The following is a 21,344-nucleotide window of genomic DNA, read 5'->3' on the forward strand; positions in this document are numbered from 1 at the left end:
CCTATGAACAAACTATTCAGATCACCTGCGGTCGATTGGCCATTTAAGTTTGCTCAGAAGCTGGAACGAGCGAGAGACGCGCGCTTAAAGCACTTTTATAGCCAGCCTCTTCCTGCGCCTGATACGCCACTTTCAGAAGTGATGTTCTTGGCTGTCGACTTTGAGACAACGGGGTTAAACCCAAACAAAGACGGCATCATCACCATTGGTTTAGTGCCATTTACGCTCAATCGCATCTACTTGCGACAAGCCAAACACTGGACTCTAAGACCAAAACAGAAACTTGAAGAAGAGTCTGTCGTGATTCATGGCATCACTCACAATGACATCATTGATGCGCCAGACCTTAGCGAAGTGTTGGGCGAGATCTTAGAATCAATGGCGGGACATATCCCTGTGGTTCACTATCGTCGTATCGAACGTGACTTTTTGGACAATGCATTGAAAGTGCGACTCGGTGAAGGCATTGAGTTCCCAGTCCTCGACACGCTGGAGATTGAATCTCAGATCCAAAATAAACTGGCTGGCGGCTTGTGGAATAAGCTGAAAGGTAAGAAGCCAGCTTCAGTGAGACTGGGTCAGAGTCGTCGTCGATACCATCTGCCCGACTACACGCCGCATCATGCATTAACTGACGCTATTGCGACCGCTGAGCTACTCCAAGCGCAAATTGCTCATCACTTTGACTCTGAGATGCCTCTGAAGAGTTTCTGGCTCTAGCTGAGTTACGTAAGCTAAATACAAACACAAAGCCCATCAACTTCCATTGGTGGGCTTTTTCATTTTTATCGTCTGTGTTTAAGCAACGGTTGGCCCGACTAAGCGCATTTCCCATAAGCGTTTAAACATATTATAACGTCACACCGCAGCAGTTCCGCTCTAATGTGCGTCGAAAATCGTGATCGCTATTTGTCAGCGTGATTGGCATTATTACTTCCCAACCACAGACAACGTTTGGTAATAAAGACGCTTTTGCTGATACATATTCTCATCAGCGACTGAGAACAATTGCTCAACGTCTGTTGAATCACTAGAGGCTGCACCAATCGAGAATCTGACAGGAATAGAGATACCCGCTTTAGTCTCGATTGCCTGTTGCTCCTGAGCAATGTACAACTGCTCAGTCATCTTTGCGACATTGAGCGAACTCGACTCACCAGACGTTAAGGTAAGCACCGCAAATTCATCTCCACCCAAACGATATAGATTACTGGCAGGTGTCAATTCGTGGCTGATTACGTCTACGCAGCGCTGTATCAGCTCATCCCCGATCTCATGCCCATGAACATCATTGGTCGTTTTCAAGCCATTGATATCAAAAATGATCAAAGAAACCTGATATTGATTGTCGTTAATGCTGCGTTTACTGAATTCAAGATCTTCATTAAAAGCTTTACGGTTCAAACAGCCAGTCGGCATGTTAATCCGTGTAATATTTTCGAGCTCTAGCCAACCAGCTAACTGTTTTTGGTACATGTCAAAAATCAGAAGATCTTCTTCACTGAGGACATCAAATGAACTTGAACAAAAATACCCGATCGCCGTCCCCTGTGAGTCACAGAGTATCAGGTCAGCCTCGCCAGTCCGGTTAAAATGAAACTGAATCGAATGTTGAACAAGTAATGTCTTTAACTCTTGATCGACCATTTGAGGAATCAACCGATATTCAGCCGCGTGTCTTGATGATGCAAACTGAACGATCTTCAAAATACGATGCTTCTGGGATTCTTCACGCGCGAGCGAATACGTTAACTTGCTGGTTTTCTCTTCAACTAAGTCCTCTAGCTGAACATTAAATCTTTCGAGTTTATCGTTGCTTTCGGTCAGTTCACGGACTTGGTATTGTATACGGCCCCACATGGTTTCCAATAAACGACTCAGCGTGACGAACTCTGTAAAACGATGTTCATCCACACTATGAGTCGGTGACTGGTTATGCGAATACGACGTAACAGATTCAGCCAACAGGTTTAATTGCCCTGAGAACCAGCGGCTTAGGAACAGAGCAAACACAATCGAGATGGCAAGCGTCGCCACCAATATTCTGACAAAGACCACCTGAGCTTGTTGCATCTCTAATAAACGCGCACTGTCGGAAATATGATGTTTGACGTTCAGTACCAATTTGTCGGTAAAGAATGTGCTGTCGATAGAGATAATGTTCGCACTTTGTTTAGAAGACTGAGCATCCGTTGAATCAACATAGTTAAACTCAACCGACTCATTTTGATAAAGGAAAGGCGTCACTTTAGTGTTAAGTCTGTCATACCCCATAAGAACCACAAGATAACCCTGCGGCGTGTATGTAGAACCTTCAATCAAACGATAAGGTAAAATCGGCGCGACAAAAGCAATACCGGCAGTGGCATTATCCGCCACTTCCGTTTCGGTAAACTCGGTGTGAAACAATTTCCCTTGCCCATAAACCGATTGAGGACGTTTCAAGCTTTCTAATAACTGGCTCTGCTCAAAATGGTACAAGCTGCCTTTGCTGTCATAAATGGGCTTCCAGTTTTGGTCCAGAATATAAGTCGCGGACACACTCTCCGCTAGCGCATTGAAGCTATCCATCTTGTCCCAAACCACACTCGAGAAAAAGATGTTACCGCCCGCTTTAATCAGTGATCGGTCTTGCGAATACCATTGGGTTAGGCTCGCCGTCAGCTTAATTTGCTCCTGTACAGTTTGACGAATACCGGTCGTAGAGTTGTCCAGCTTGGTTTCTTTTTGCTCTAAAGAACTTTGGTTTTGTTTATTGAGAATCAACTGCCCCGCTAGGTAAACAGGGAGCATTGAGCAAGCCAACAACACCAAGCCCATGGTATATTTTAATGATAGCTTCAATCTCTTACCCTCATATTCGCCGAGTAATATTGAACAAAATCATTGTAAAACTTATGCAGTTCACTCTTTGGCATCCCAGACTTGTAACGCTGATACGCCCGAGCCGATGCCTCCCAAACGATCGCCATCTTGTAGTCACTCGACATCATTTGCGACGCTTGAAACTCATCGTACATATTTGAAAATGTCTGGTTACCTTCCTTAACACGACGTTGATTAACCTCATAAAACGGCGAAACCATGGCACTCGAGTGAGCTAAATAGGTGAAACTGTTTGATTGCAGGTATTGAATGACTTCTTTCAAAGCTAATTTCTTATCTGGGTTCTTCATGCCTTTTTCCGTGACAGCAAAAATCTTCGCGCCACTAAATGAAGACATACTCTCACCACGATAGGTCGGCAACGAATTGATGTACAAATCTCGACCAAAAGCAGCATCGAGTTCACTGAAAGCCCAATCGCCGTCAATCAAAAACTCGACTTCCCCATTGATGAATCTCTGCCTCGCGCAAATATCACTGCACGATGATTCGATGACTTTTTTCTGCTGCAACATATCGATGAAATCAAAGATAGCAACTAACCCTTCACCGTTAACATTCTTAGACGATAATAAGTCTTCAGAAAAAAGCTGATAGAAAGCTAGATAGAAGTACATGTTTGGGTTGGGAAAAAGCACACTCACTTGATCGGACTGAGCAGAGCGTTCAATTAGGCTCTCCCATGTAACGACTTGCGCTTGAGGTTTGCTCGAATACAGAACGACCTGGTTTCCAATGCCAACCGGTAACGCCTTAAGCTCACCGTTAATGACCACCGCATCGAGCGCCTTTTTCTCATAGCGTTGGGTATCAACCCAAGCCTCGGGAAGTGTCGCTAATTCGATATATTCAGTTAGACCTAAGAAGTCCGAAGGAACCCAAATGGCGTCGGGAAAAGTATTGTCTCTAGGGTCAGCAACAAGAAGTTCAGAACGAATACTGTTGACGTCAAACGAACGAATTTCTACGCGATGATCCGTCATCGCTTCGATATGTTCTTTTACATAATCGGCCGTTTCATAATTAATACCAGCCCATATTTCAAGTGTGGACGAACAAGCAACGGCTGGAAATAGCATCGCAAATAGACTCAATAACCTCACTCTTGCTTCCTTGTGGTAAAAATTAGACGTTGGATTTTAATCGCCAATCAATAAACCGGGCGATGCGACTTATCGCTCGCTGCTCATGATTAGAGACCTAACTTTGGGCGACACGTTATATAGTAAAAAGTGCCTGAATAACAGTTGCAACTCTCGCTTTAAGAGAAAGGTCTGCTCATTCCGATACATCCGTCATATCTCTCGATGACTGTTCTTACAATAAATCAACATACCATACCCTTTATTATTAACGACAAAAAAATGCCGCAAAAGCGGCATTTATCTCGTTTGGTGCATTCGACACAATAAAAATCAAATAAGCAATTTATCGGTCAAAGCCCTGTCATCGATTAAGCGTACTTCTCTTCGAAATCTTTCATGAAGCTAACCAGTGCTTGAACGCCTTCCAGAGACATTGCGTTGTAAAGTGAAGCTCTCATTCCACCTACAGCTCTATGACCTTTTAACGATTTCAGACCTGCAGTATCAGCCAGCTCTAAGAACTTGCTGTCTAGCTCGGGTTTCGCCAACTGGAAAGGTACGTTCATTCTTGAACGGTTTGCGGTGTGAACATCGTTTTTGTAGAAAGCAGTGCTATCAATCGCATTATAAAGCAACGCCGCTTTCTCTTTGTTCACCAACTCCATCGCTTCAACGCCACCTTGAGCTTTCAGCCACTTGAATACAAGGCCTGATAGGTACCAAGCGTACGTTGGCGGTGTGTTGAACATTGAGTCTTTTTCAGCAAGTACTTTGTAGTTCAGAATGCTCGGCAATACTTCGTTTGCTAGTTCTAGTAGATCATCACGTACGATAGCAATGCAGATACCAGCTGGGCCGATATTCTTTTGAGCACCCGCGTAGATAACACCATACTGAGAAACATCGATCTTACGAGACAGAATGTTAGATGACATATCCGCGACGATTGGCTTATCCGTTTGAGGAAGCTCACTGATTTCAATGCCATCGATGGTTTCGTTTGGACAGAAATGTACGTACGCAGCTTCTGGGTCGATTTTCCAATCTTTAGCCGGAACAACCGCCGCTTTGCCATCAAGATATGTCTTCGCGTTAAATACATCGATTTCGCAATATTTGCTCGCTTCAGTCACTGCGCTTTCTGCCCAGTAACCCGCATCAATGTAAGTTGCTTTCGTCGCGTCACCTAGAAGGTTTAGAGGAACAGCAGCGAATTGAGCACGAGCTCCCCCCTGACAGAAAAGAACTTTATAGTTGTCTGGGATGTTCAGAAGATCACGTAGGTCTTGCTCAGACTCATCGGCAACTTGAATAAACTCTTTGCTGCGATGGCTGATTTCCATAACGGAAGTGCCTAAACCATTCCAATCAATGAAGTCTGCTTGCGCTTGTGTCATTACCGGTTTAGGCAGTGCCGCTGGGCCAGCACTAAAGTTGAATACGTTATCTAATGTAAGTTCCATGGGGATAATTGCTCCTGCTAAATAATAACTATGAAAGTAATACCATGTTTTACCCAACATAAAAACAACAAAAGAGGTCTTAAGACCTCTTTTGTTTTGTACTGTATAAAATGTTTAAGCTTAACCTGCTAAATCACCCTATCAGTATTCAAGCCTGTTCTATTTATTGAACAAAAACCGGCATAAGTAGAGCGATTAATGGAATTTCTTGTCCATTTTCGAACACTAGGTTTCCATTTTCTAAGTCAGCGCTGATTTCATAACCACTTTCTGTTTCCTTGATCATTTCCATCACAAGCAATTCATCGATACCTTCACGGATGAATGGGTACTCTTCAACAAGCTCATTTGAGAAGCTAGAGTGAACGTTACCCGTTAATGCCGGCATGATCATCGAAGGGTTGCTGCTGATGTTTTCGGTCCCTTCCGGTACGCTCACCAACCACTTAGATTCGAACTGCCCTTTACCTAGCTCTAGTGACATGTTGTTCATTGAAAGGTCGAAACCTTTAGCAAACAGGATATCGATAAATGGAATGATCTCTGCAACGTCTTCTTGCGTCATCACAGGGTTAGATTGGTAAATCTCAAAGATTTTCTCAAACGACTCGCTATCCAGCTTCGACATTTCAAAATCGACGTTTAGGTTGTTCAACTGGCCTTCACTGGTCTCTATGTTGGCGATATCCAGCTTGAGATTGCTGCGCAGACGCTTAGTTGCTTCATCTAAATGTGATTCAAAATCGTACTTAGAATTTTCAATGGTCATGAAAGGCTGCATTGCAGAGTCTGAAACCAAGAAGCTATCGATAGTAAAATTCTGAGTACCTAACCAGTAGCCTTTCGCTTGTTGGCCTGAACCCACACCTTTCAGATTAGACAACGTTACCTCTTCACCGGTTTCAAAATCAATTTGAACTGAAGGGATTGAAAGCTCGTAATCAACTTGGCCTAAAACAGTCGCATGGCCAGAAAGGTTCGATTTAGTGATCGATACCGACGTACCATTCTCATCAGAACCTTGATGATTGAACTGGCTTAACTCGAAATTGAAATCTGTGTTGCCGTTTAGTTCCGTGCTGGTAGTCAGAGTAAGAGGAAGAATGTCAGCGTTCTCAAACGTTGATAGCGCGTTTAAGCTTACTAAACCGTGGCTAACCGCACTATTAATGACAAACTCACTGGGTAAGCCATCAATCGCGAGTTGCTCTTTCAGGTTTTCATCCGTCACAGTTAAACGAGTGGTTACGTTGGAAGACAAGTAACCTCTATCGTATTCCACGATCTCAGCTTGAATGCTTGAATTGTTAAGCGTTGCAACGCCATCAGTAATCGCATTTTGTCCAATTTGGCCAACCGCTAAAGGCCAGCAAAGAGCCAATGAGATTGCGCCGCCAATTGCACCAATTTTTCTTAACTGTTCCATGAGTTCTCTTTCTACACGTGTCTGTTTTTTTAGTCTAACCCATCAGTAGCAAACAAGAAACATTGAGTTAAATCAGTCTATTGCTCGATACTTCGATTGCCTCAATAAATTAACGGCTAGCTCTCATCCTTATTAGGCGGTTCTTGCTAGGCTAGAGACGTCGCTACTATTAAGGTTGAGCTGTGAATCAATACGCTGTTATCTGTTTGGACAATAATCCGGTTAGCATTGAAAGAATACGTTCGGAGCTGGCTCCGTTGGCTTCTGTATTCGATATTTATACTGCCGAGAACATAGAAGACGCACATCACGCATTAGAAGATATTCATGATCACAACCAAACCGTAGCCTTGGTGATCACTCATCATCATTCTGAATTTAATGGCGTGCAATTTCTGATTGAACTCGAACAGCTGCCCCATAGTAATACCGCAAGAACGATATTAGTCAGCGCTTCGTCAGACATTCAATCCATTCTAACCGCTGTAAATGAAGGCAGGCTTAACCACTGTCTAACCAAGCCGGTTCAAGATCAGGTTCTATTCAAATCAGCGCAAAAAGAGCTGACTTCTTTTGTTATCCAATACGACTCAGAAAACCTGTTGTCTTACAGCGACGCACTCGACCAGCAGCGCTTACTCAGAGCGCACATTGAACAAAAGATTCACTCATTCCAATCGGGTTTCATTCACGATTACCACCAGCTTTCGGATAACGCCCTTGCAGAGCGTGTCGTCAGTGCCTTACAAGATGTGTTTTCAAAAGATGATAAAACCAAGGCCATTCGTGACTATTCCCCCGAGCATCTGCTCACTGTGGAAGGCGAAGACAATCGCTTTTTATGGCTGATCATTGAGGGTGAAGCGGCTCTTTATAAGAAAGATGAACTTGGGCAACAACGGGAAGTGGTACGTCACTCCAAGGGGAACATTGTCGGCGGGATGTCATTTGTGACAGGTGAGCCTTCGTTTTCTACCGCGATCACCCTAACGCAAACACGCGTTATCAAGCTGGATAAAGATAGCTTTGCTCAGGTGATGCATTCAAACAATACCCTGCTGCCTTTGTTTACCAATCTATTGCTTCGTCATTTCAATCGACGTTTGCAACGCAGCATCACCAATAAGATCAAACTCCAGCAAACACTGGAATCGTTAGAATCAGCCCATCAACAACTGATCGAAAAAGAGAAAATGGCGATGCTCGGGCAGCTAGTCGCGGGAGTCGCACATGAGCTAAATAACCCGATTGCAGCCATATTAAGAAGCATCGAAACCTTGTCTGAACATCTCGACCAGATACTAGAAAACTCGTCAGTCCCAGAATCGAATAAAGGAATAGACGTACTCGCTCATTCAAAACTAGCAAAACCACTATCTACAGCTCAAGAAAGACAACTCGTAAAACATCTCACCTCAACTATTGATGATCGGGCGCTAGCCAAAAAAACCGTGAGACTAAACCTAAGCCAAGACTCTGCGGTTCTAAACACTTTGAAAGACTCCCCTATCGCAGGCAAAGAGCTGCTCAATGACTTAGAACATTATCACTATGTTGGAAACTCTATCCGCTCAATTCAAGTGTGCAGCAAACGGATTGCCGACATGGTTAAAAGCCTAAAAAGCTATGCCCGGGAAGATGAAGAAGTTCGCCACTACACAGATATCCATGAAGGGCTTGAAGATACCTTAGTGATCTTTGAAAACAGGCTTAAACATCACCAACTCGAGAAGCATTACGACACCGACTTGCCACCTTTATTGTGCCAGTCGCTCTCGCTACAACAAGTGTGGACCAACCTTATCTCCAATGCGCTCGATGCCCTATCTGAACGAGGAAAAGTGTCCATCACCACTTCTCAACAGACAAAAGGCGACGACACGTTTCTTGTGGTGCAAATCTCCGATACTGGCCACGGCATTGCCAAAGAAGACATCAACACCATTTTCAACCCAAACTTCACCACCAAAAAAGAAGGCAACTTTGGTTTAGGGATTGGGTTATCCATTTCTCAACAAATCGTTTCGGCTCATCAAGGATTTATTTTGGTGGAGTCAGAGGTAGGCAGTCATACAAACATGCAAGTGTGGCTTCCATTCAAACAAGAAGGAGCACCTCATGAATAAGTACCTAATTTTATGTGTCGATGATGAACCTGAAGTTCTCAATAGTGTCCTTCAGGACTTGGCGATATTTGAAGAGAACTTTCTGGTTGAAGGTGCTGAGTCGGTCGATGAAGCCAAGCAAGTCATCAAAGAAATGGGACAAGATGGTATTAAGCTCGCGTTAATCTTGTGCGACCACATCATGCCAGAAGAAACCGGCATTGATTTTCTGATCGAACTCAACCAACACGACGCGACTAAACCAACGCGTAAGCTGTTGCTCACCGGGCAAGCTGGGCTAGAAGATACCATCACAGCCATTAACAACGCAGCACTTGATTTCTATATTTCAAAACCTTGGCAAGGCGACCAACTGAGAGACACGATTACTCAACAATTGACTGACTATGTCATTGCCAACGACAAGCAATTGCTTAACTGGACTTCGATCTTGGATACCGAGCGCATACTGACTTCAATGGCGGATAAACGCACCAGTTTTGGTGAATAGCACTGATTGGTTAATGGATACTGAGAAAAGCGGCATCCGATATAAGAACCGTCCGAATGCATACAAATTTTGGATAATTCGCTCGTCTATTTTTCTCATTCGCCCTAAAACATGAGATCTCTGTTACATACTGATCCTTAATTTGCTTGTTTTTTAACTAAATGAGTAAGGTTTTACATTTTAAAGGATTACTTTTCCGTGAGTTAGATTAAACTGTCTCAATGTTTATGGTTTGCCGATTTGTCTCAAACCAAAGGAATTAACACTAATATAGGTTTACGGTCGTTATGCGCAAAATTCTACTTACTACCGCTATGCTATTGGCTTCTGGTCAAGCACTAGCTGTTGATGAACAACCACAGGTAATGAGCAACTTTAACTATGATTACTTTGAAGCACGTATCGGTGCTAGCCCAGTAACATTTGGTGGTGCGTTCAGTAAGTCCATTCATCCGAACGCTCATGCTGTAGCACGTATCGATTCAGAATTTGAAGGCGATTACGACTCAGCTGTCGGTCTTGGTTTCCACGCTCCTTTAAACAACTGGGCAGACCTAACAGGTGAAATGCTAGCTCGTATCGTTCAGCCAGAGAACTCAAGCTCTACTGATATCGGTATGGAAATCAACGTTGGTGTTCGCCAATGGCTTGGTCCACAACTAGAAGTTGGTGGTAAAGGTGGTTACGTTTCTATCGATGACAACGATGATTGGACAGGTTCTGTTTACGCACGTTTCCACTCTACAGAGCTTTTCTCTCTAGGCGCTGAAGCTCGTATTAACGACTTCTACGGTGACCAACTTATGTTCACTGCTCGCTTTAAGTACTAATACTTAAAACCAAGCTAGCTCTTAACGAGCACTTAGCCTTTTGATACTTAGTCTTTTAAGAAATCCGGCTAAGACAGAAACAAAAAAAACCGAGGACATTCCTCGGTTTTTTTTATTGACAGTAATCTTAAGCATATAAGGCAAACTTCTTTAGTGGCAGCTCTTCAGTAATTGCTGCTTGCGTGGCTCTTGTAATAGTTTCCAGTGAATACCATCAATTGCACCCGCAAATTTCCAAAGTAGTTTTAGGTCAACATCGTTTCCGTACGCTTTGCGAACCTTATTAAACACTTCAGGCGCGCCCAACTGCATAAACATTGAAACATCATCCACACCCGCCTTTTTAACCATGCGCTCTAACGTAAGTTGCATGTTTGGTAGATCTCTTAATCTGCGGCTAGCTGATGATTTCTTGAAGCTACGTTGCTGAATTGAATTATCGATTGAAGTACGAATAATACTATCCAATTCAGGATGTTCACAGGTAAACAGATCCGTAATGTCGTAGTAATTTACGGTAGCTGTTGTCTGTTTTTTTACATGACGATACTTTTCACAATCAAGATCCGTCAGTTTTTTATCTAATGATTTTCCACCTCTAATGAATAAACAACCTTCACTCAATAAAGCGAACATAGCGTCATTTTGAAAGAGGCCAATACCTCCAAACATAGAACGTTTTTGATGCTCACCAAATTGATTCACGTAATTAATAAATGCTGTCTCGGTCATATCCGTTGATCCTTAATCAAATTACCCCGATTAGGTTGATCACCAGACAAGCAGCTTGTTATGCGAAAAATTTTAAATCTATTTTGTTATTCTATAGGTGAATATTATGGTTTCGTTTTCCACCTTTAAATAAATCATACTTCGAAAAGAAAAATAAGTCTGGACTTAGTTCACATCAATCAATTGAGCATTCTGGTTTTTCATGATTGACATCACAATAACCTATCAAACCATGCTTGAATTTGGACACCTAGTGATACACCGGTTCAAATTATTAAAGGTTATGTGGACGGATGAGTATTGCCTCGCAGCATCGTGGCTTGTAAAATGGCAAGACATACATGTTTTTACTCTTTATATGAATCATTTATCGTTTTTCTGGCTACCACAAAATAAGACTCTTCTCTTAAAGGGTCTGGAATCAGAGTTTGCCCAACTTGTTGGCCATTCTATCTCAGCGGGAAAAATAACACTTCCTCCTATCCCTAACGTTGTACTGAAAATTCAAAAACTCTGTACCCTCGAGTCAACCGGGATTGCCGAAGTTGCCGAGTGCCTACTCGAAGATCCAGGCCTTACTGCTATCGTCATTCGTGTGGCTAACTCTGTCGTCTTCAACAGACGCAACATTACTTGTGTCGATATTATGACAGCCGTATCCCGCCTTGGTATATTAAGAGTTCGTGACATCGTGACGGCTCAGGCCATTGAGCAACTCAAGCATTCAGTTGACCTAAGCAGAGAATGTAATGAGTTATTGGTTAATAGCGCTTCTGTATCCAAAGAACTAGGCGCCACCATGGTATTGGTTACCAACGGCTTCAAAGAACTCTCCCCTATTGAATACCGCTACCTTGAACATGAAAAATCACTGCTTGTTGGATTGCTGGCTGATATTGGCTTGTTCTGTTTGGTTAGCGAATACCACCTCTACCTCGAAAACGGCAATTATCTAGACCACGACATTGCTCTACAAATCTTCCAAGGCCAATGTTCTGCTACCAGTAAATTGGTGCTTAATCGTTGGGGCTTCGACAGCGACTTTATTGATGTGTGCAGCAATACCATCAATAACCACGAACAACGTGAAGTGTCTTACTTAGATATCGCTCGAATCGCTAACCACCTACTGATGTTCAGAAACAAGGATGAGAACATCGATGAACACGAAGTTGAACTTAATGTGACAGGTGCAGAGGTGCTCTATAAATTAAGCAACTTGAGCAAACATGATTTTAATGCAAAGCTAAGCGACGTGATCAATACTAGCGGCTTCTAAGTCACTGTTAAGTGACAAGTAAATGTAATATGAAGTAAATGCAATGGGGAAAGCATGTTTACAGGGATGATCTTTATATTTGCGCCACTCGTCGTGGGGTATCTTTTTGCAATTTCGAACGCTCAGACATTAGAATTTATCAACCGCTCAACATCGCGGTTGATCTACGTGATTCTGGCGTTGATGGGACTAAGCTTAGCCGCCCTCGATAACCTAGGCAGTAATCTGCAGACAATCCTTCTATATACCGTCACTTTCTTTGTCTGCTTAAGCATTTGTAACCTAATGGCACTGCCCGCTATTGATAAGTTATTGCCACTCAAAACCGACAGTAGCAAGAAGAAGCTTCCCCTCTCTTCTATGGCGATGGAATCTGCCAAACTCATCTTAGTGGTGGGTTCAGGGCTAATCGCTGGCTTGGTGCTGCCTATTGGCCTTGATTGGGTTGATACCGCAAGCGAATGGATTTTGTTTGTTCTCCTGTTCTTTATCGGCATTCAACTGCGTAATAGCGGACTCACACTTCGTCAGATCTTACTCAACAAGCACGGCATGGTTATCGCAATCACCATTATCATCACCTCAATGTTAGGTGGTATTATCGCGGCTTACATCCTAGATATCCCTTTGTTCAAAGCCTTGGCAATGTCTTCCGGATTTGGTTGGTACTCTCTGGCTGGCATCTTAATGGGTGACGCCTTTGGCCCTGTCTATGGTGGCGCTTCTTTCATGCTTGAACTGTTAAGAGAGTTAGTTGCCTTGGTACTGATTCCAGTGCTGATTCGCAGTTATCCATGCACTTCCATTGGTTATGCTGGTGCGACTGCGATGGACTTCACCCTACCGGTCATTCAAACAACAGGCGGCGTTCGATGTGTGCCTATCGCTATCGTCAGTGGCTTTATCCTCAGTTTGCTTGTTCCGATATTGATGTTGTTCTTTGTATCTCTTGCTAACTAGATCGCAGGAATAGCGTTTGTTTTAGATTAGAATGCAACTCGAATACCAATGCCCAGACACCGATACAGTTACCGAAATAAAAAGACACTAAGTGTCATTGCTCAACAAATAACGATCACGGTAACCTATAACGACAAAGTTATAAAAAGAATAAACTTACAAAAGGAACTACTATGAAACGCCTTTGCGTCGCATTACTGCTAGCTTCAACTTCTACTTTCTCTTTTGCAGCAGATTCAATGTCTGAGACAAACCAGTGCCAAGCAAAAAAATATGATGCGTACATCGACGCTTCTTTGAATTGGTATGCCGACCTTGCTGCATTAACCTCTGAGCAATATCCAGAGCTAACAGAAGTGAGTGAGTGGTTCCTAGAAGGTCGTAAGCACCACTTTGAGCTGAATCGTGCTGCGGTTAACTACTACCTTGTGAACGATTCAAGCAAAGTGGCAACAGAGCAGCCTGTAGAAGGCTGGTTGCAACTTGAGCAACACGACATTAAAACGCTATCAACACGTGATGATGAGCTTGGTAAAATCGCGAAAACAACGTTCGACGACCGCCAATCAACGCCTCACGCTCAAAACTACGAGCTACGTTCTGCCTTTGCAGAATTGCTTAGCCACCCTAAGCAAATCGACTCGGCGCTACAGCGTTACAATCAGTCGATCAGTAAACTTGAAGCGATTAAGTGTAAATAACCCCGCATTTAATATGCTTTTTTGAGAAGTTGGATTTCATAATTAAGACGGGACATTGTTCCCGTTTTCGTTTAGATTGTCCCGCTCGCGTCAATATTAGAAAAATAACTCGCTTGCTATGGTTACGGAACAAAAAACAGCAGATGTTAGCTTCGACAGTCTTCTACGTATCTTCACGGTACCTGAAGGCCCAGATTCAACACTCACTCAAATTGAAGACAAACTTTCACGAAACCTGAATCAATTCTTACGTGAACATATTGTGGCTGAAGAAAAGCCGCTGCGTGAAATTGAGAAAGATTTTTCAAATGCTCATATCCCAGAGCAGCCTGAGTTTGTTTCTGAACATACTGAGCATCTCCTCGATTCTCTTGTGTCTCATTCGGTTCACACGTCTTCGCCAAGTTTTATTGGCCACATGACCTCTGCGTTGCCGTACTTCCTGATGCCGCTTTCAAAAATCATGATTGCGTTGAATCAGAATCTAGTAAAAATCGAGACCTCAAAAGCTTTCACTCCCCTAGAACGTCAAGTTCTGGGCATGTTACATCGCCTGATTTATCAAGATAGTGACCAGTTTTATTCTCGTTGGATGCACAGCGCAAACCACTCTTTAGGTGCGTTTTGTTCTGGCGGTACCATCGCGAACATTACGGCGCTTTGGGTTGCACGTAACAACGCACTAAAAGCACAAGGTTCGTTCAAAGGTGTGGAAAAAGAGGGCTTGTTTAAAGCCATGAAGCACTACGACTACGAAGGGCTTGCCATCTTAGTCTCTGAACGTGGTCACTACTCTCTGAAAAAAGCCGCGGATGTCCTTGGTATTGGTCAAGAAGGTCTAGTGTCTGTTAAAACAGATAATGACAATCGTATTTGTACTGATGATCTAAGACTCAAGATTGAGCAACTCAAGCAGAACAAGATCAAACCTTTCGCCGTCATTGGTGTGGCTGGTACAACCGAAACCGGTAATATCGACCCGCTAAGAGACATTGCTGAGGTGTGTGCCGAATCCGATTGTCATTTCCACGTTGATGCTGCTTGGGGCGGTGCGACTCTAATGTCCAACAATCATCGTCACCTGCTTGATGGTATTGAACTGGCGGATTCAGTCACGATTGATGCGCATAAACAGCTTTATATCCCAATGGGTGCGGGCATGGTTCTGTTTAAGAAGCCAGATGCGATGACAGCGATTGAACATCATGCTCAATACATTCTTCGTAAAGGCTCAAAAGATTTAGGTAGCCATACGTTAGAAGGTTCTCGTTCAGGTATGGCAATGCTGGTTTACGCCGCAATGCACATCATTAGCCGCCCAGGTTATGAACTGCTGATCGACCAAAGCATCAACAAAGCGCGCTACTTTGCCGACCTAATTAAAGATCAAAGCGACTTCGAACTGGTTTCAGAACCTGAGCTTTGCCTACTGACTTATCGCTACGTGCCTGAATCAGTCAAAGCTGCACTCCTTAAAGCTGAGCCTGAACATCGTGTCGAACTGAATGAGTTGCTCAATGAACTCACGAAATTTATTCAGAAGAAACAGCGTGAAACAGGTAAGTCTTTCGTGTCACGTACACGCTTAAACCCTGAAGCATGGGTACATCAGCCAATCATCGTTTTCCGCGTGGTGTTAGCAAACCCACTAACAGGCAATGACATTCTTTCGTCAGTGCTTGAGGAACAACGTGAGATCTCTAAACTAGCACCAAACTTGATGGGCAAAATCAACAAACTGGTTACGCAAATCAACGCATAGTCATTCAATTTTAGTTGCATCAAATTGAAAATTTCTTTCTTTTTGATGTAACTAACCTGTCAGTTCATACTCATTTTGCATTCTTTTTGCTCAAACTCTCTTCCAATTCTGTAGTTTTCTAAAATTTTGTTGAGGTTTGTCATATTCTTAAGCATTCATGCCCTGTTTTTGTATTAGTAAATAGTATGTTGGGTTTATACTGACTCTATGGTGCTAGTTAGCTTGATATCTATTTGACGCAGCAGTATTTACGATACCGAATATACATTTGGCTTTGTGTTTACTGATATTTGCTTCAGCCATACCCCCTGGTAAAAGATATTAACTAGCAAGTTGTTCTCTATACCCTTGTGAACACTATGAATACATTAGAAAAAATACAAAAAAATCTGGAAAATTTCAGCAAGTCTGAGCGCAAGGTAGCCGAAGTAATTATGGCTTCCCCTCAAACTGCAATTCATTCTAGCATTGCTACTTTAGCTAAAATGGCTGACGTGAGTGAGCCTACAGTTAACCGCTTCTGTCGTCGATTAGACACAAAGGGCTTCCCTGACTTCAAACTTCACCTAGCTCAAAGCTTGGCGAACGGTACACCTTACGTGAACCGTAATGTTGAAGAAGATGATGGTCCAGATGCTTATACGCATAAGATTTTCGAATCAACTATGGCGTGTCTAGACGTTGCTAAAAACAGTTTAGATGCGATGCAAGTAAACCGTGCGGTTGACTTGTTGACTCAAGCAAAACGCATTTCATTCTTCGGACTGGGTGCCTCTTCTGCTGTCGCCAAAGATGCTCAAAACAAGTTCATTCGTTTTAATATCCCAATCACGTGTTTCGAAGACATCGTGATGCAACGAATGAGCTGCATTAACTGCAGTGATAACGACGTTATTGTTCTTATCTCTCATACTGGCCGCACTAAAAGCCAAGTTGAGATTGCAAACTTAGCGCGTGAAAACGGTGCGACAGTTATTGCTATCACAGCAAAAGATTCTCCACTGGATAAAGCGAGCTCGTTGTCTATTTCTCTGGATGTTCCAGAAGACACTGACGTTTACATGCCAATGGCAAGTCGCGTTGTTCAGATGACGGTTATCGATGTGCTAGCGACAGGCTTTACGCTACGTCGTGGTTCTGGTTTCAGAGAGAACCTAAAGCGCGTCAAAGAGTCACTTCGTGATTCACGTTACGAGAAGTACTCTCAGTTCTAATCTGCTTAGTCATGAACTGAAAACAGATGACCAGAGAACAAGTTAAATTAAAAAAACGGAGCCTAGAGCTCCGTTTTTATTTGTCTGTATAAAATGACTTATACAACGAACGAGTTTAAGACCGTTAGATAGTCCAACTATTGCCCTTCTCAACCACGCTGTTTTCGGACGCATAAGAATTGATAATGGTAAAGCTCGACTCGACAGCTGGCTCTTGCCCAATTTGATTCATTGAAGCTCCCTCATGATGCCCTTCTCTACAACTGCACTTCTCACACACCTGCTTCAAAATGTGTACGAGCCTCTCATGGTTAAGCGGCAAAGGGTTTCCTTTAATCGCCACGGATTTGAGCGCATCTGTAGACACCTCATCAAACTGTGCTTCACAGACACCAAATTCCAGCAAGTTGGGTAACTTAAGCGTATCAAGCACTTCCGATAACCAAGAAATTGCCTCCTCTTCTACTGCTTCTACGTTACCTGTTATTATCTGAGCGATTCGCTGATAACGCGCTAGGATGTCGCTTCTTTGCTGCTCTTTCGCGACAGCTATGTTCTCCAACATCACAAATGGCGCTAAGCGCGCGGTAATCACACTATGAGGCGCAGAAATCTTACCTCCTAATGCAGAGGCTAAACCATGGGCTGCGCCAAGCTTGGCATTGGTTATCGCCATACCACCGAGCATAGAGGCGAAAGCAAGATCAGAACGCGCTTGAGGCTCATCATAAACACATGCCTGAACCACAGAACCACTCAACTTACGCAGCCCTTCTTCACAAATCATGTCGGTTAACGGATTCGGCTCACCACACACGTAGGCTTCCATTAGATGAGTAAAGGCATCCATCGCACCTCGTCCAGATAGATAAAGATTAGTTCCATGAGTTAGGGTTGGATCGACAATCGCAACGTCAGCCAGCATGTCTGGGCTTCTAAGGCTGATTTTTACTTGGTCTTGGCCTGATTTCAGCACCGCGTTTTTAGTGACTTCGGCGCCGGTACTCGCTGTGGTTGGAATTGCGATAAACGGAAGTGGTTTGGTTTTAAGAGGAACATTACGCCCGACCACTTCAACATAGTCATATAAATTGCCTTGATTAGGTAAAACCGCGGCTAACGCTTTTCCCATATCGATGGCACTGCCACCGCCCATGGCGACGACCATGTCAGGCTTAAATCGACGAGCAGAAATAGCCGCCTCTTCAACCATTTTAATATTAGGTTCACCGGAAACGGCAATGTGCTGATAACGCATACTCTGCGCATCCAGATAGTCAGTAACAATTGAAGTGCGCTCTAATGTATTGCCTGTAACCAATAGCACACTGTAGCCATATTGATTAAAGAGAGACAATGAAGCGGAAAGTGCTCCATCACCAAAGATGATCTTTGTAGATGTCATAAATTGAAACATGGTGCCTCCTGCGCCTATGACCGAACAAAACTGCGAACTCTTGGTTTTTGGAATGTAGACTTTGTAGCTCGTTTTTTCTTGCCTTTTTAACTGACAGATTTAGTAGCGAGGGTAAGAGTTTGCTGAAAACAACAGATGGCTACCAAAGAATACCGCACATGGTGGCTGTCCGTGTATTTACGCCATGCTGCCCCTTTTCAATTCAGCTTCTTTCCCGCGCATCAGTATTAAGATGCCTCGTTCTATGAGTACGTTTTTTGACAAGGTGCAACTTGTCGCATTAAAGATGGATTAAAGTCCTATTCTTAGGGGTAATTCACACTCTTAAATTATGGGTACTCAACCTAGATACCCATCAAAAATCATCACGGATCCTTTTTGTGACCATTATTTGCTCTGATAGGCAAAACCTATTGTATTAAGAGGCAATTCCATCTTTATTTCCCCATAGCATTGAGGCATAGTTGGTTTTAAGAAATTTTGAGTGGCATTCATAAAAGAATAGTTAACATAAATGAGTTAACGAGCCTCATCCCGTATTTAGGAGAAATTAAATGTTTGTAGTTATTTTTGGTCGCCCTGCTTGCCCATTCTGTGTTCGTGCAAAAGAGCATGCTGAAACTCTTAAAGCTAAACGCGATGACTTCAACTACCGTTACGTTGACATCCACGCTGAAGGCATCAGCAAAGCTGATCTAGAGAAGACTGTTGGTAAACCTGTAGACACAGTGCCACAAATCTTCATCGACCAAGACCACATCGGCGGCTGCACAGAATTTGAAGCATACGCAAAAGAAAACCTAGGTCTTTTCGACTAAGCTAGGATTTCTCAAACGAGAATCAAGGCTAAAGCCTTAAACAGCTGCCCCATTTAGTCGTTAGACTGTACGATTTATAGAAAGCCCGCTCACTGTAGCGGGCTTTTTTATAACCAGTTTTCATACGGAATAAGAATAAGGTCAAAATCAAGTAAAATAGCAAAATATCGCTTATAATTTATTTATATTTAGATACAATTCACCCCTCAAACTTACCCTGTGTTTCACGCCAATTATTGAGCGACCACTGTGAATATCGACGTTGTTTTTCTGTTAGAACAAAACCCCATTCTCCTCATCTTTGTTGTTTTATCGATTGGATTAGCCATTGGTAAAATTCGTTTCGGTAGTCTCCAACTCGGCAACTCAATCGGTGTTCTGATTACTTCCCTCGTTATGGGACATCTTGGCTTTTCTTTTAATGCAGATGCACTCACCATTGGCTTCATGCTGTTCATCTACTGTGTTGGCATTGAAGCGGGTCCAAACTTCTTCGGTATCTTTTTCAGAGACGGTAAGCACTACCTCATTCTAAGCCTTGTGGTACTTTCTACTGCGATTGCCTTAACCTATTTCAGCAGTCATTACCTTGGCCTAGGCTTTGGTTTATCTGCAGGCATGATGGCAGGTGCCTTAACAGCAACGCCGATATTGGTAGGTGCTCAAGATGCTCTGAATTCTGGGCTTGCAGAATTACCAAGAAATATGGATTTGAGCCTGATTATCGAAAACCTATCAGTGGGTTACGCGATGGCTTACTTGGTTGGCTTAATCAGTATGATCATGTTCGCTCGCCTGATTCCAAAGCTGCAGAAAGTGAACCTGCACGACTCAGCTGAACAAATCGCTCAGGAACGCGGTCTAGGTGCTTCTGGTCAACGTAAGGTTTATCTTCCTATCATTCGTGCTTATCGTGTGGGACCAGAGCTTATCTCTTGGACTGACGGTAAGAACCTGCGTGAATTGGGTATCTATCGCCAAACAGGCTGTTACATCGAACGTATTCGTCGTAATGGTATTCTTGCCCACCCAGATGGTGATGCAATTCTGCAAGAAGGTGACGAAATCGCATTGGTTGGTTTCCCAGATAGCCACGCTCGTCTAGACCCAAGCTTCCGTAACGGTAAAGAGGTTTTCGACCGTAACCTTCTCGACCTGCGTATCGTGGAAGAAGAGATCGTCGTTAAAAGTGACAGCATCGCAGGTAAACGTCTATCTGACTTAAACCTGTCTGAATATGGCTGTTTCCTTAACCGCGTAGTGCGTGCTCAGATTGAAATGCCGATGGACTTAAACATCGTGCTTTCTAAAGGTGACGTCCTACAGGTGAGTGGTGAAAAGAGTCGAGTGCACGGCCTAGCTGAAAAAATTGGTTTCATCTCAATCCACAGCCAAATGGCGGATTTGATGGCCTTCTGTAGCTTCTTCATTTTGGGTATTTTGTTTGGTTTGATCACCATGACATTCGGTCAGGTGTCTTTTGGACTAGGCAACGCGGTTGGCCTTCTTCTATCAGGCATCATGCTGGGCTTCTTACGAGCGAACCACCCTACTTTCGGTTATGTTCCTCAGGGTGCGTTAAACATGGTCAAAGACCTCGGCTTGATGTTCTTTATGGTCGGTATCGGCTTAAGCGCCGGTGGTAAGATATTTGAGCACTTAACCCAAGTTGGCCCACAGGTAATAGGTATCGCCCTAGTAGTGAGTGTGCTGCCAGTATTCTTTGCTTATTTGGTTGGCGCTTACGTGTTGAAGATGAACCGAGCGTTGCTGTTTGGCGCGATCATTGGTGCGCGAACCTGTGCTCCAGCTATGGACATCGTAAATGATCACGCTCGCTCAACGATTCCGGCTCTGGGTTACGCGGGTACTTACGCGATAGCCAATATATTGATGACTTTAGCAGGTACTTTCATCATCATAATTAGCTAGCGTCTGCTGCTTTAAAAGCAACCAAGCTTAGATATTTCGAATGCACTAATTCACTTTGGGTTAGTGCATTTTTTATTGCTTGTTTTTAGCAGTTCAAGCCTCCTTCCCCGCTCATGCTCTTAGCTCTCTTCGTATCTCGAATCTCGTCACTCGTATCCGCTCTTAAGCTCTTCGTATCCCGCCACTCGAATTTCTCATCCGCTCTTAGATCTTTTCGAATCTC

17 protein-coding genes are annotated in these 21,344 nt (G+C 43.4%); 11 read left to right on the forward strand and 6 right to left on the reverse strand.

Annotated elements, in window-relative coordinates:
- Window positions 1–3 precede the first annotated feature (3 nt).
- Complete coding sequence (locus A142_RS20075) at window positions 4–720, forward strand: 3'-5' exonuclease (RefSeq protein ID WP_019822587.1); 717 nt, start codon at window positions 4–6, stop codon at window positions 718–720.
- 210 nt (window positions 721–930) lie between these two features.
- Here A142_RS20075 and A142_RS20080 read toward each other — a convergent pair whose 3' ends face one another.
- From A142_RS20080 to A142_RS20095, 4 genes are all read right to left on the reverse strand, one after another.
- Window positions 931–2,820 (reverse strand): GGDEF domain-containing protein, encoded by a 1,890-nt coding sequence (locus A142_RS20080; RefSeq protein ID WP_019822591.1) that lies wholly within the window; start codon window positions 2,818–2,820, stop codon window positions 931–933.
- A gap of 20 nt (window positions 2,821–2,840) precedes the next feature.
- Entirely contained in the window at window positions 2,841–3,989 is a 1,149-nt protein-coding gene (locus A142_RS20085; RefSeq protein WP_029405475.1) for a sugar ABC transporter substrate-binding protein, read from the reverse strand.
- A 350-nt stretch (window positions 3,990–4,339) separates the two neighbouring features.
- Window positions 4,340–5,434 carry a 3-phosphoserine/phosphohydroxythreonine transaminase gene (gene serC / locus A142_RS20090; RefSeq protein ID WP_029405476.1) on the reverse strand — a complete coding sequence of 365 codons (1,095 nt, stop codon included), beginning with the start codon at window positions 5,432–5,434 and terminating at the stop codon, window positions 4,340–4,342.
- Between the two features lie 163 nt (window positions 5,435–5,597).
- Entirely contained in the window at window positions 5,598–6,860 is a 1,263-nt protein-coding gene (locus tag A142_RS20095; RefSeq protein ID WP_019822596.1) for a DUF945 family protein, read from the reverse strand.
- A gap of 182 nt (window positions 6,861–7,042) precedes the next feature.
- Between A142_RS20095 and A142_RS20100 the strand changes: the two genes are divergently transcribed.
- The 3 genes from A142_RS20100 (at window position 7,043) to A142_RS20110 (ending at window position 10,306) form a co-directional block, all read left to right on the forward strand.
- The gene (locus A142_RS20100) at window positions 7,043–8,986 is read left to right on the forward strand and encodes an ATP-binding protein (RefSeq protein ID WP_019822597.1); all 1,944 of its coding nucleotides are present in this window, start codon (window positions 7,043–7,045) and stop codon (window positions 8,984–8,986) included.
- Window positions 8,979–9,476 (forward strand): response regulator, encoded by a 498-nt coding sequence (locus tag A142_RS20105; protein ID WP_019822599.1) that lies wholly within the window; start codon window positions 8,979–8,981, stop codon window positions 9,474–9,476. The genes A142_RS20100 and A142_RS20105 overlap by 8 nt, the downstream gene beginning before the upstream one ends.
- Window positions 9,477–9,763: 287 nt before the next feature.
- A complete protein-coding gene (locus tag A142_RS20110) occupies window positions 9,764–10,306 on the forward strand; it encodes a hypothetical protein (protein ID WP_019822601.1) in 543 nt (180 codons plus the stop codon).
- A gap of 150 nt (window positions 10,307–10,456) precedes the next feature.
- On the opposite strand, the gene A142_RS20115 is transcribed toward A142_RS20110, so the two are convergent.
- Complete coding sequence (locus tag A142_RS20115; RefSeq protein WP_019822603.1) at window positions 10,457–11,038, reverse strand: TfoX/Sxy family DNA transformation protein; 582 nt, start codon at window positions 11,036–11,038, stop codon at window positions 10,457–10,459.
- A gap of 358 nt (window positions 11,039–11,396) precedes the next feature.
- Here A142_RS20115 and A142_RS20120 point away from each other — a divergent pair, with 358 nt between their 5' ends.
- From A142_RS20120 to A142_RS20140, 5 genes are all read left to right on the forward strand, one after another.
- Window positions 11,397–12,317 carry an HDOD domain-containing protein gene (locus A142_RS20120; RefSeq protein WP_019822605.1) on the forward strand — a complete coding sequence of 307 codons (921 nt, stop codon included), beginning with the start codon at window positions 11,397–11,399 and terminating at the stop codon, window positions 12,315–12,317.
- A gap of 54 nt (window positions 12,318–12,371) precedes the next feature.
- Entirely contained in the window at window positions 12,372–13,277 is a 906-nt protein-coding gene (locus tag A142_RS20125; RefSeq protein ID WP_019822606.1) for a lysine exporter LysO family protein, read from the forward strand.
- A gap of 173 nt (window positions 13,278–13,450) precedes the next feature.
- Window positions 13,451–13,978 carry a hypothetical protein gene (locus A142_RS20130; RefSeq protein ID WP_017065407.1) on the forward strand — a complete coding sequence of 176 codons (528 nt, stop codon included), beginning with the start codon at window positions 13,451–13,453 and terminating at the stop codon, window positions 13,976–13,978.
- Window positions 13,979–14,096: 118 nt separating this feature from the next.
- Window positions 14,097–15,740, forward strand: coding sequence for a pyridoxal-dependent aspartate 1-decarboxylase PanP (gene panP, locus A142_RS20135; protein WP_017060397.1), 1,644 nt, complete (start codon window positions 14,097–14,099; stop codon window positions 15,738–15,740).
- Between the two features lie 359 nt (window positions 15,741–16,099).
- Window positions 16,100–16,954: a MurR/RpiR family transcriptional regulator gene (locus A142_RS20140; protein WP_004734686.1), complete on the forward strand. Its 855-nt coding sequence runs from the start codon at window positions 16,100–16,102 to the stop codon at window positions 16,952–16,954.
- A gap of 124 nt (window positions 16,955–17,078) precedes the next feature.
- On the opposite strand, the gene A142_RS20145 is transcribed toward A142_RS20140, so the two are convergent.
- The gene (locus A142_RS20145) at window positions 17,079–18,371 is read right to left on the reverse strand and encodes an iron-containing alcohol dehydrogenase (protein WP_019822608.1); all 1,293 of its coding nucleotides are present in this window, start codon (window positions 18,369–18,371) and stop codon (window positions 17,079–17,081) included.
- A gap of 554 nt (window positions 18,372–18,925) precedes the next feature.
- Between A142_RS20145 and A142_RS20150 the strand changes: the two genes are divergently transcribed.
- Window positions 18,926–19,189, forward strand: coding sequence for a GrxA family glutaredoxin (locus tag A142_RS20150; protein ID WP_009847069.1), 264 nt, complete (start codon window positions 18,926–18,928; stop codon window positions 19,187–19,189).
- A gap of 249 nt (window positions 19,190–19,438) precedes the next feature.
- Complete coding sequence (locus A142_RS20155; protein WP_019822610.1) at window positions 19,439–21,121, forward strand: aspartate:alanine antiporter; 1,683 nt, start codon at window positions 19,439–19,441, stop codon at window positions 21,119–21,121.
- Window positions 21,122–21,344: the final 223 nt, after the last annotated feature.

The sequence above is a fragment of the Vibrio splendidus 12E03 genome, from assembly GCF_000272105.2.
Lineage (GTDB): Bacteria > Pseudomonadota > Gammaproteobacteria > Enterobacterales > Vibrionaceae > Vibrio > Vibrio splendidus_I.

Bases quoted from the DNA above. Each gene is read 5' to 3' on its own strand.
- A142_RS20075 (WP_019822587.1), top strand. From the start codon at position 4: ATGAACAAACTATTCAGATCACCTGCGGTCGATTGGCCATTTAAGTTT.
- A142_RS20080 (WP_019822591.1), bottom strand. From the start codon at position 2,820: ATGGGCTTGGTGTTGTTGGCTTGCTCAATGCTCCCTGTTTACCTAGCG.
- serC (WP_029405476.1), bottom strand. From the start codon at position 5,434: ATGGAACTTACATTAGATAACGTATTCAACTTTAGTGCTGGCCCAGCG.
- A142_RS20095 (WP_019822596.1), bottom strand. From the start codon at position 6,860: ATGGAACAGTTAAGAAAAATTGGTGCAATTGGCGGCGCAATCTCATTG.
- A142_RS20105 (WP_019822599.1), top strand. From the start codon at position 8,979: ATGAATAAGTACCTAATTTTATGTGTCGATGATGAACCTGAAGTTCTC.
- A142_RS20110 (WP_019822601.1), top strand. From the start codon at position 9,764: ATGCGCAAAATTCTACTTACTACCGCTATGCTATTGGCTTCTGGTCAA.
- A142_RS20115 (WP_019822603.1), bottom strand. From the start codon at position 11,038: ATGACCGAGACAGCATTTATTAATTACGTGAATCAATTTGGTGAGCAT.
- A142_RS20120 (WP_019822605.1), top strand. From the start codon at position 11,397: ATGAATCATTTATCGTTTTTCTGGCTACCACAAAATAAGACTCTTCTC.
- A142_RS20125 (WP_019822606.1), top strand. From the start codon at position 12,372: ATGTTTACAGGGATGATCTTTATATTTGCGCCACTCGTCGTGGGGTAT.
- A142_RS20130 (WP_017065407.1), top strand. From the start codon at position 13,451: ATGAAACGCCTTTGCGTCGCATTACTGCTAGCTTCAACTTCTACTTTC.
- panP (WP_017060397.1), top strand. From the start codon at position 14,097: ATGGTTACGGAACAAAAAACAGCAGATGTTAGCTTCGACAGTCTTCTA.
- A142_RS20140 (WP_004734686.1), top strand. From the start codon at position 16,100: ATGAATACATTAGAAAAAATACAAAAAAATCTGGAAAATTTCAGCAAG.
- A142_RS20145 (WP_019822608.1), bottom strand. From the start codon at position 18,371: ATGTTTCAATTTATGACATCTACAAAGATCATCTTTGGTGATGGAGCA.
- A142_RS20150 (WP_009847069.1), top strand. From the start codon at position 18,926: ATGTTTGTAGTTATTTTTGGTCGCCCTGCTTGCCCATTCTGTGTTCGT.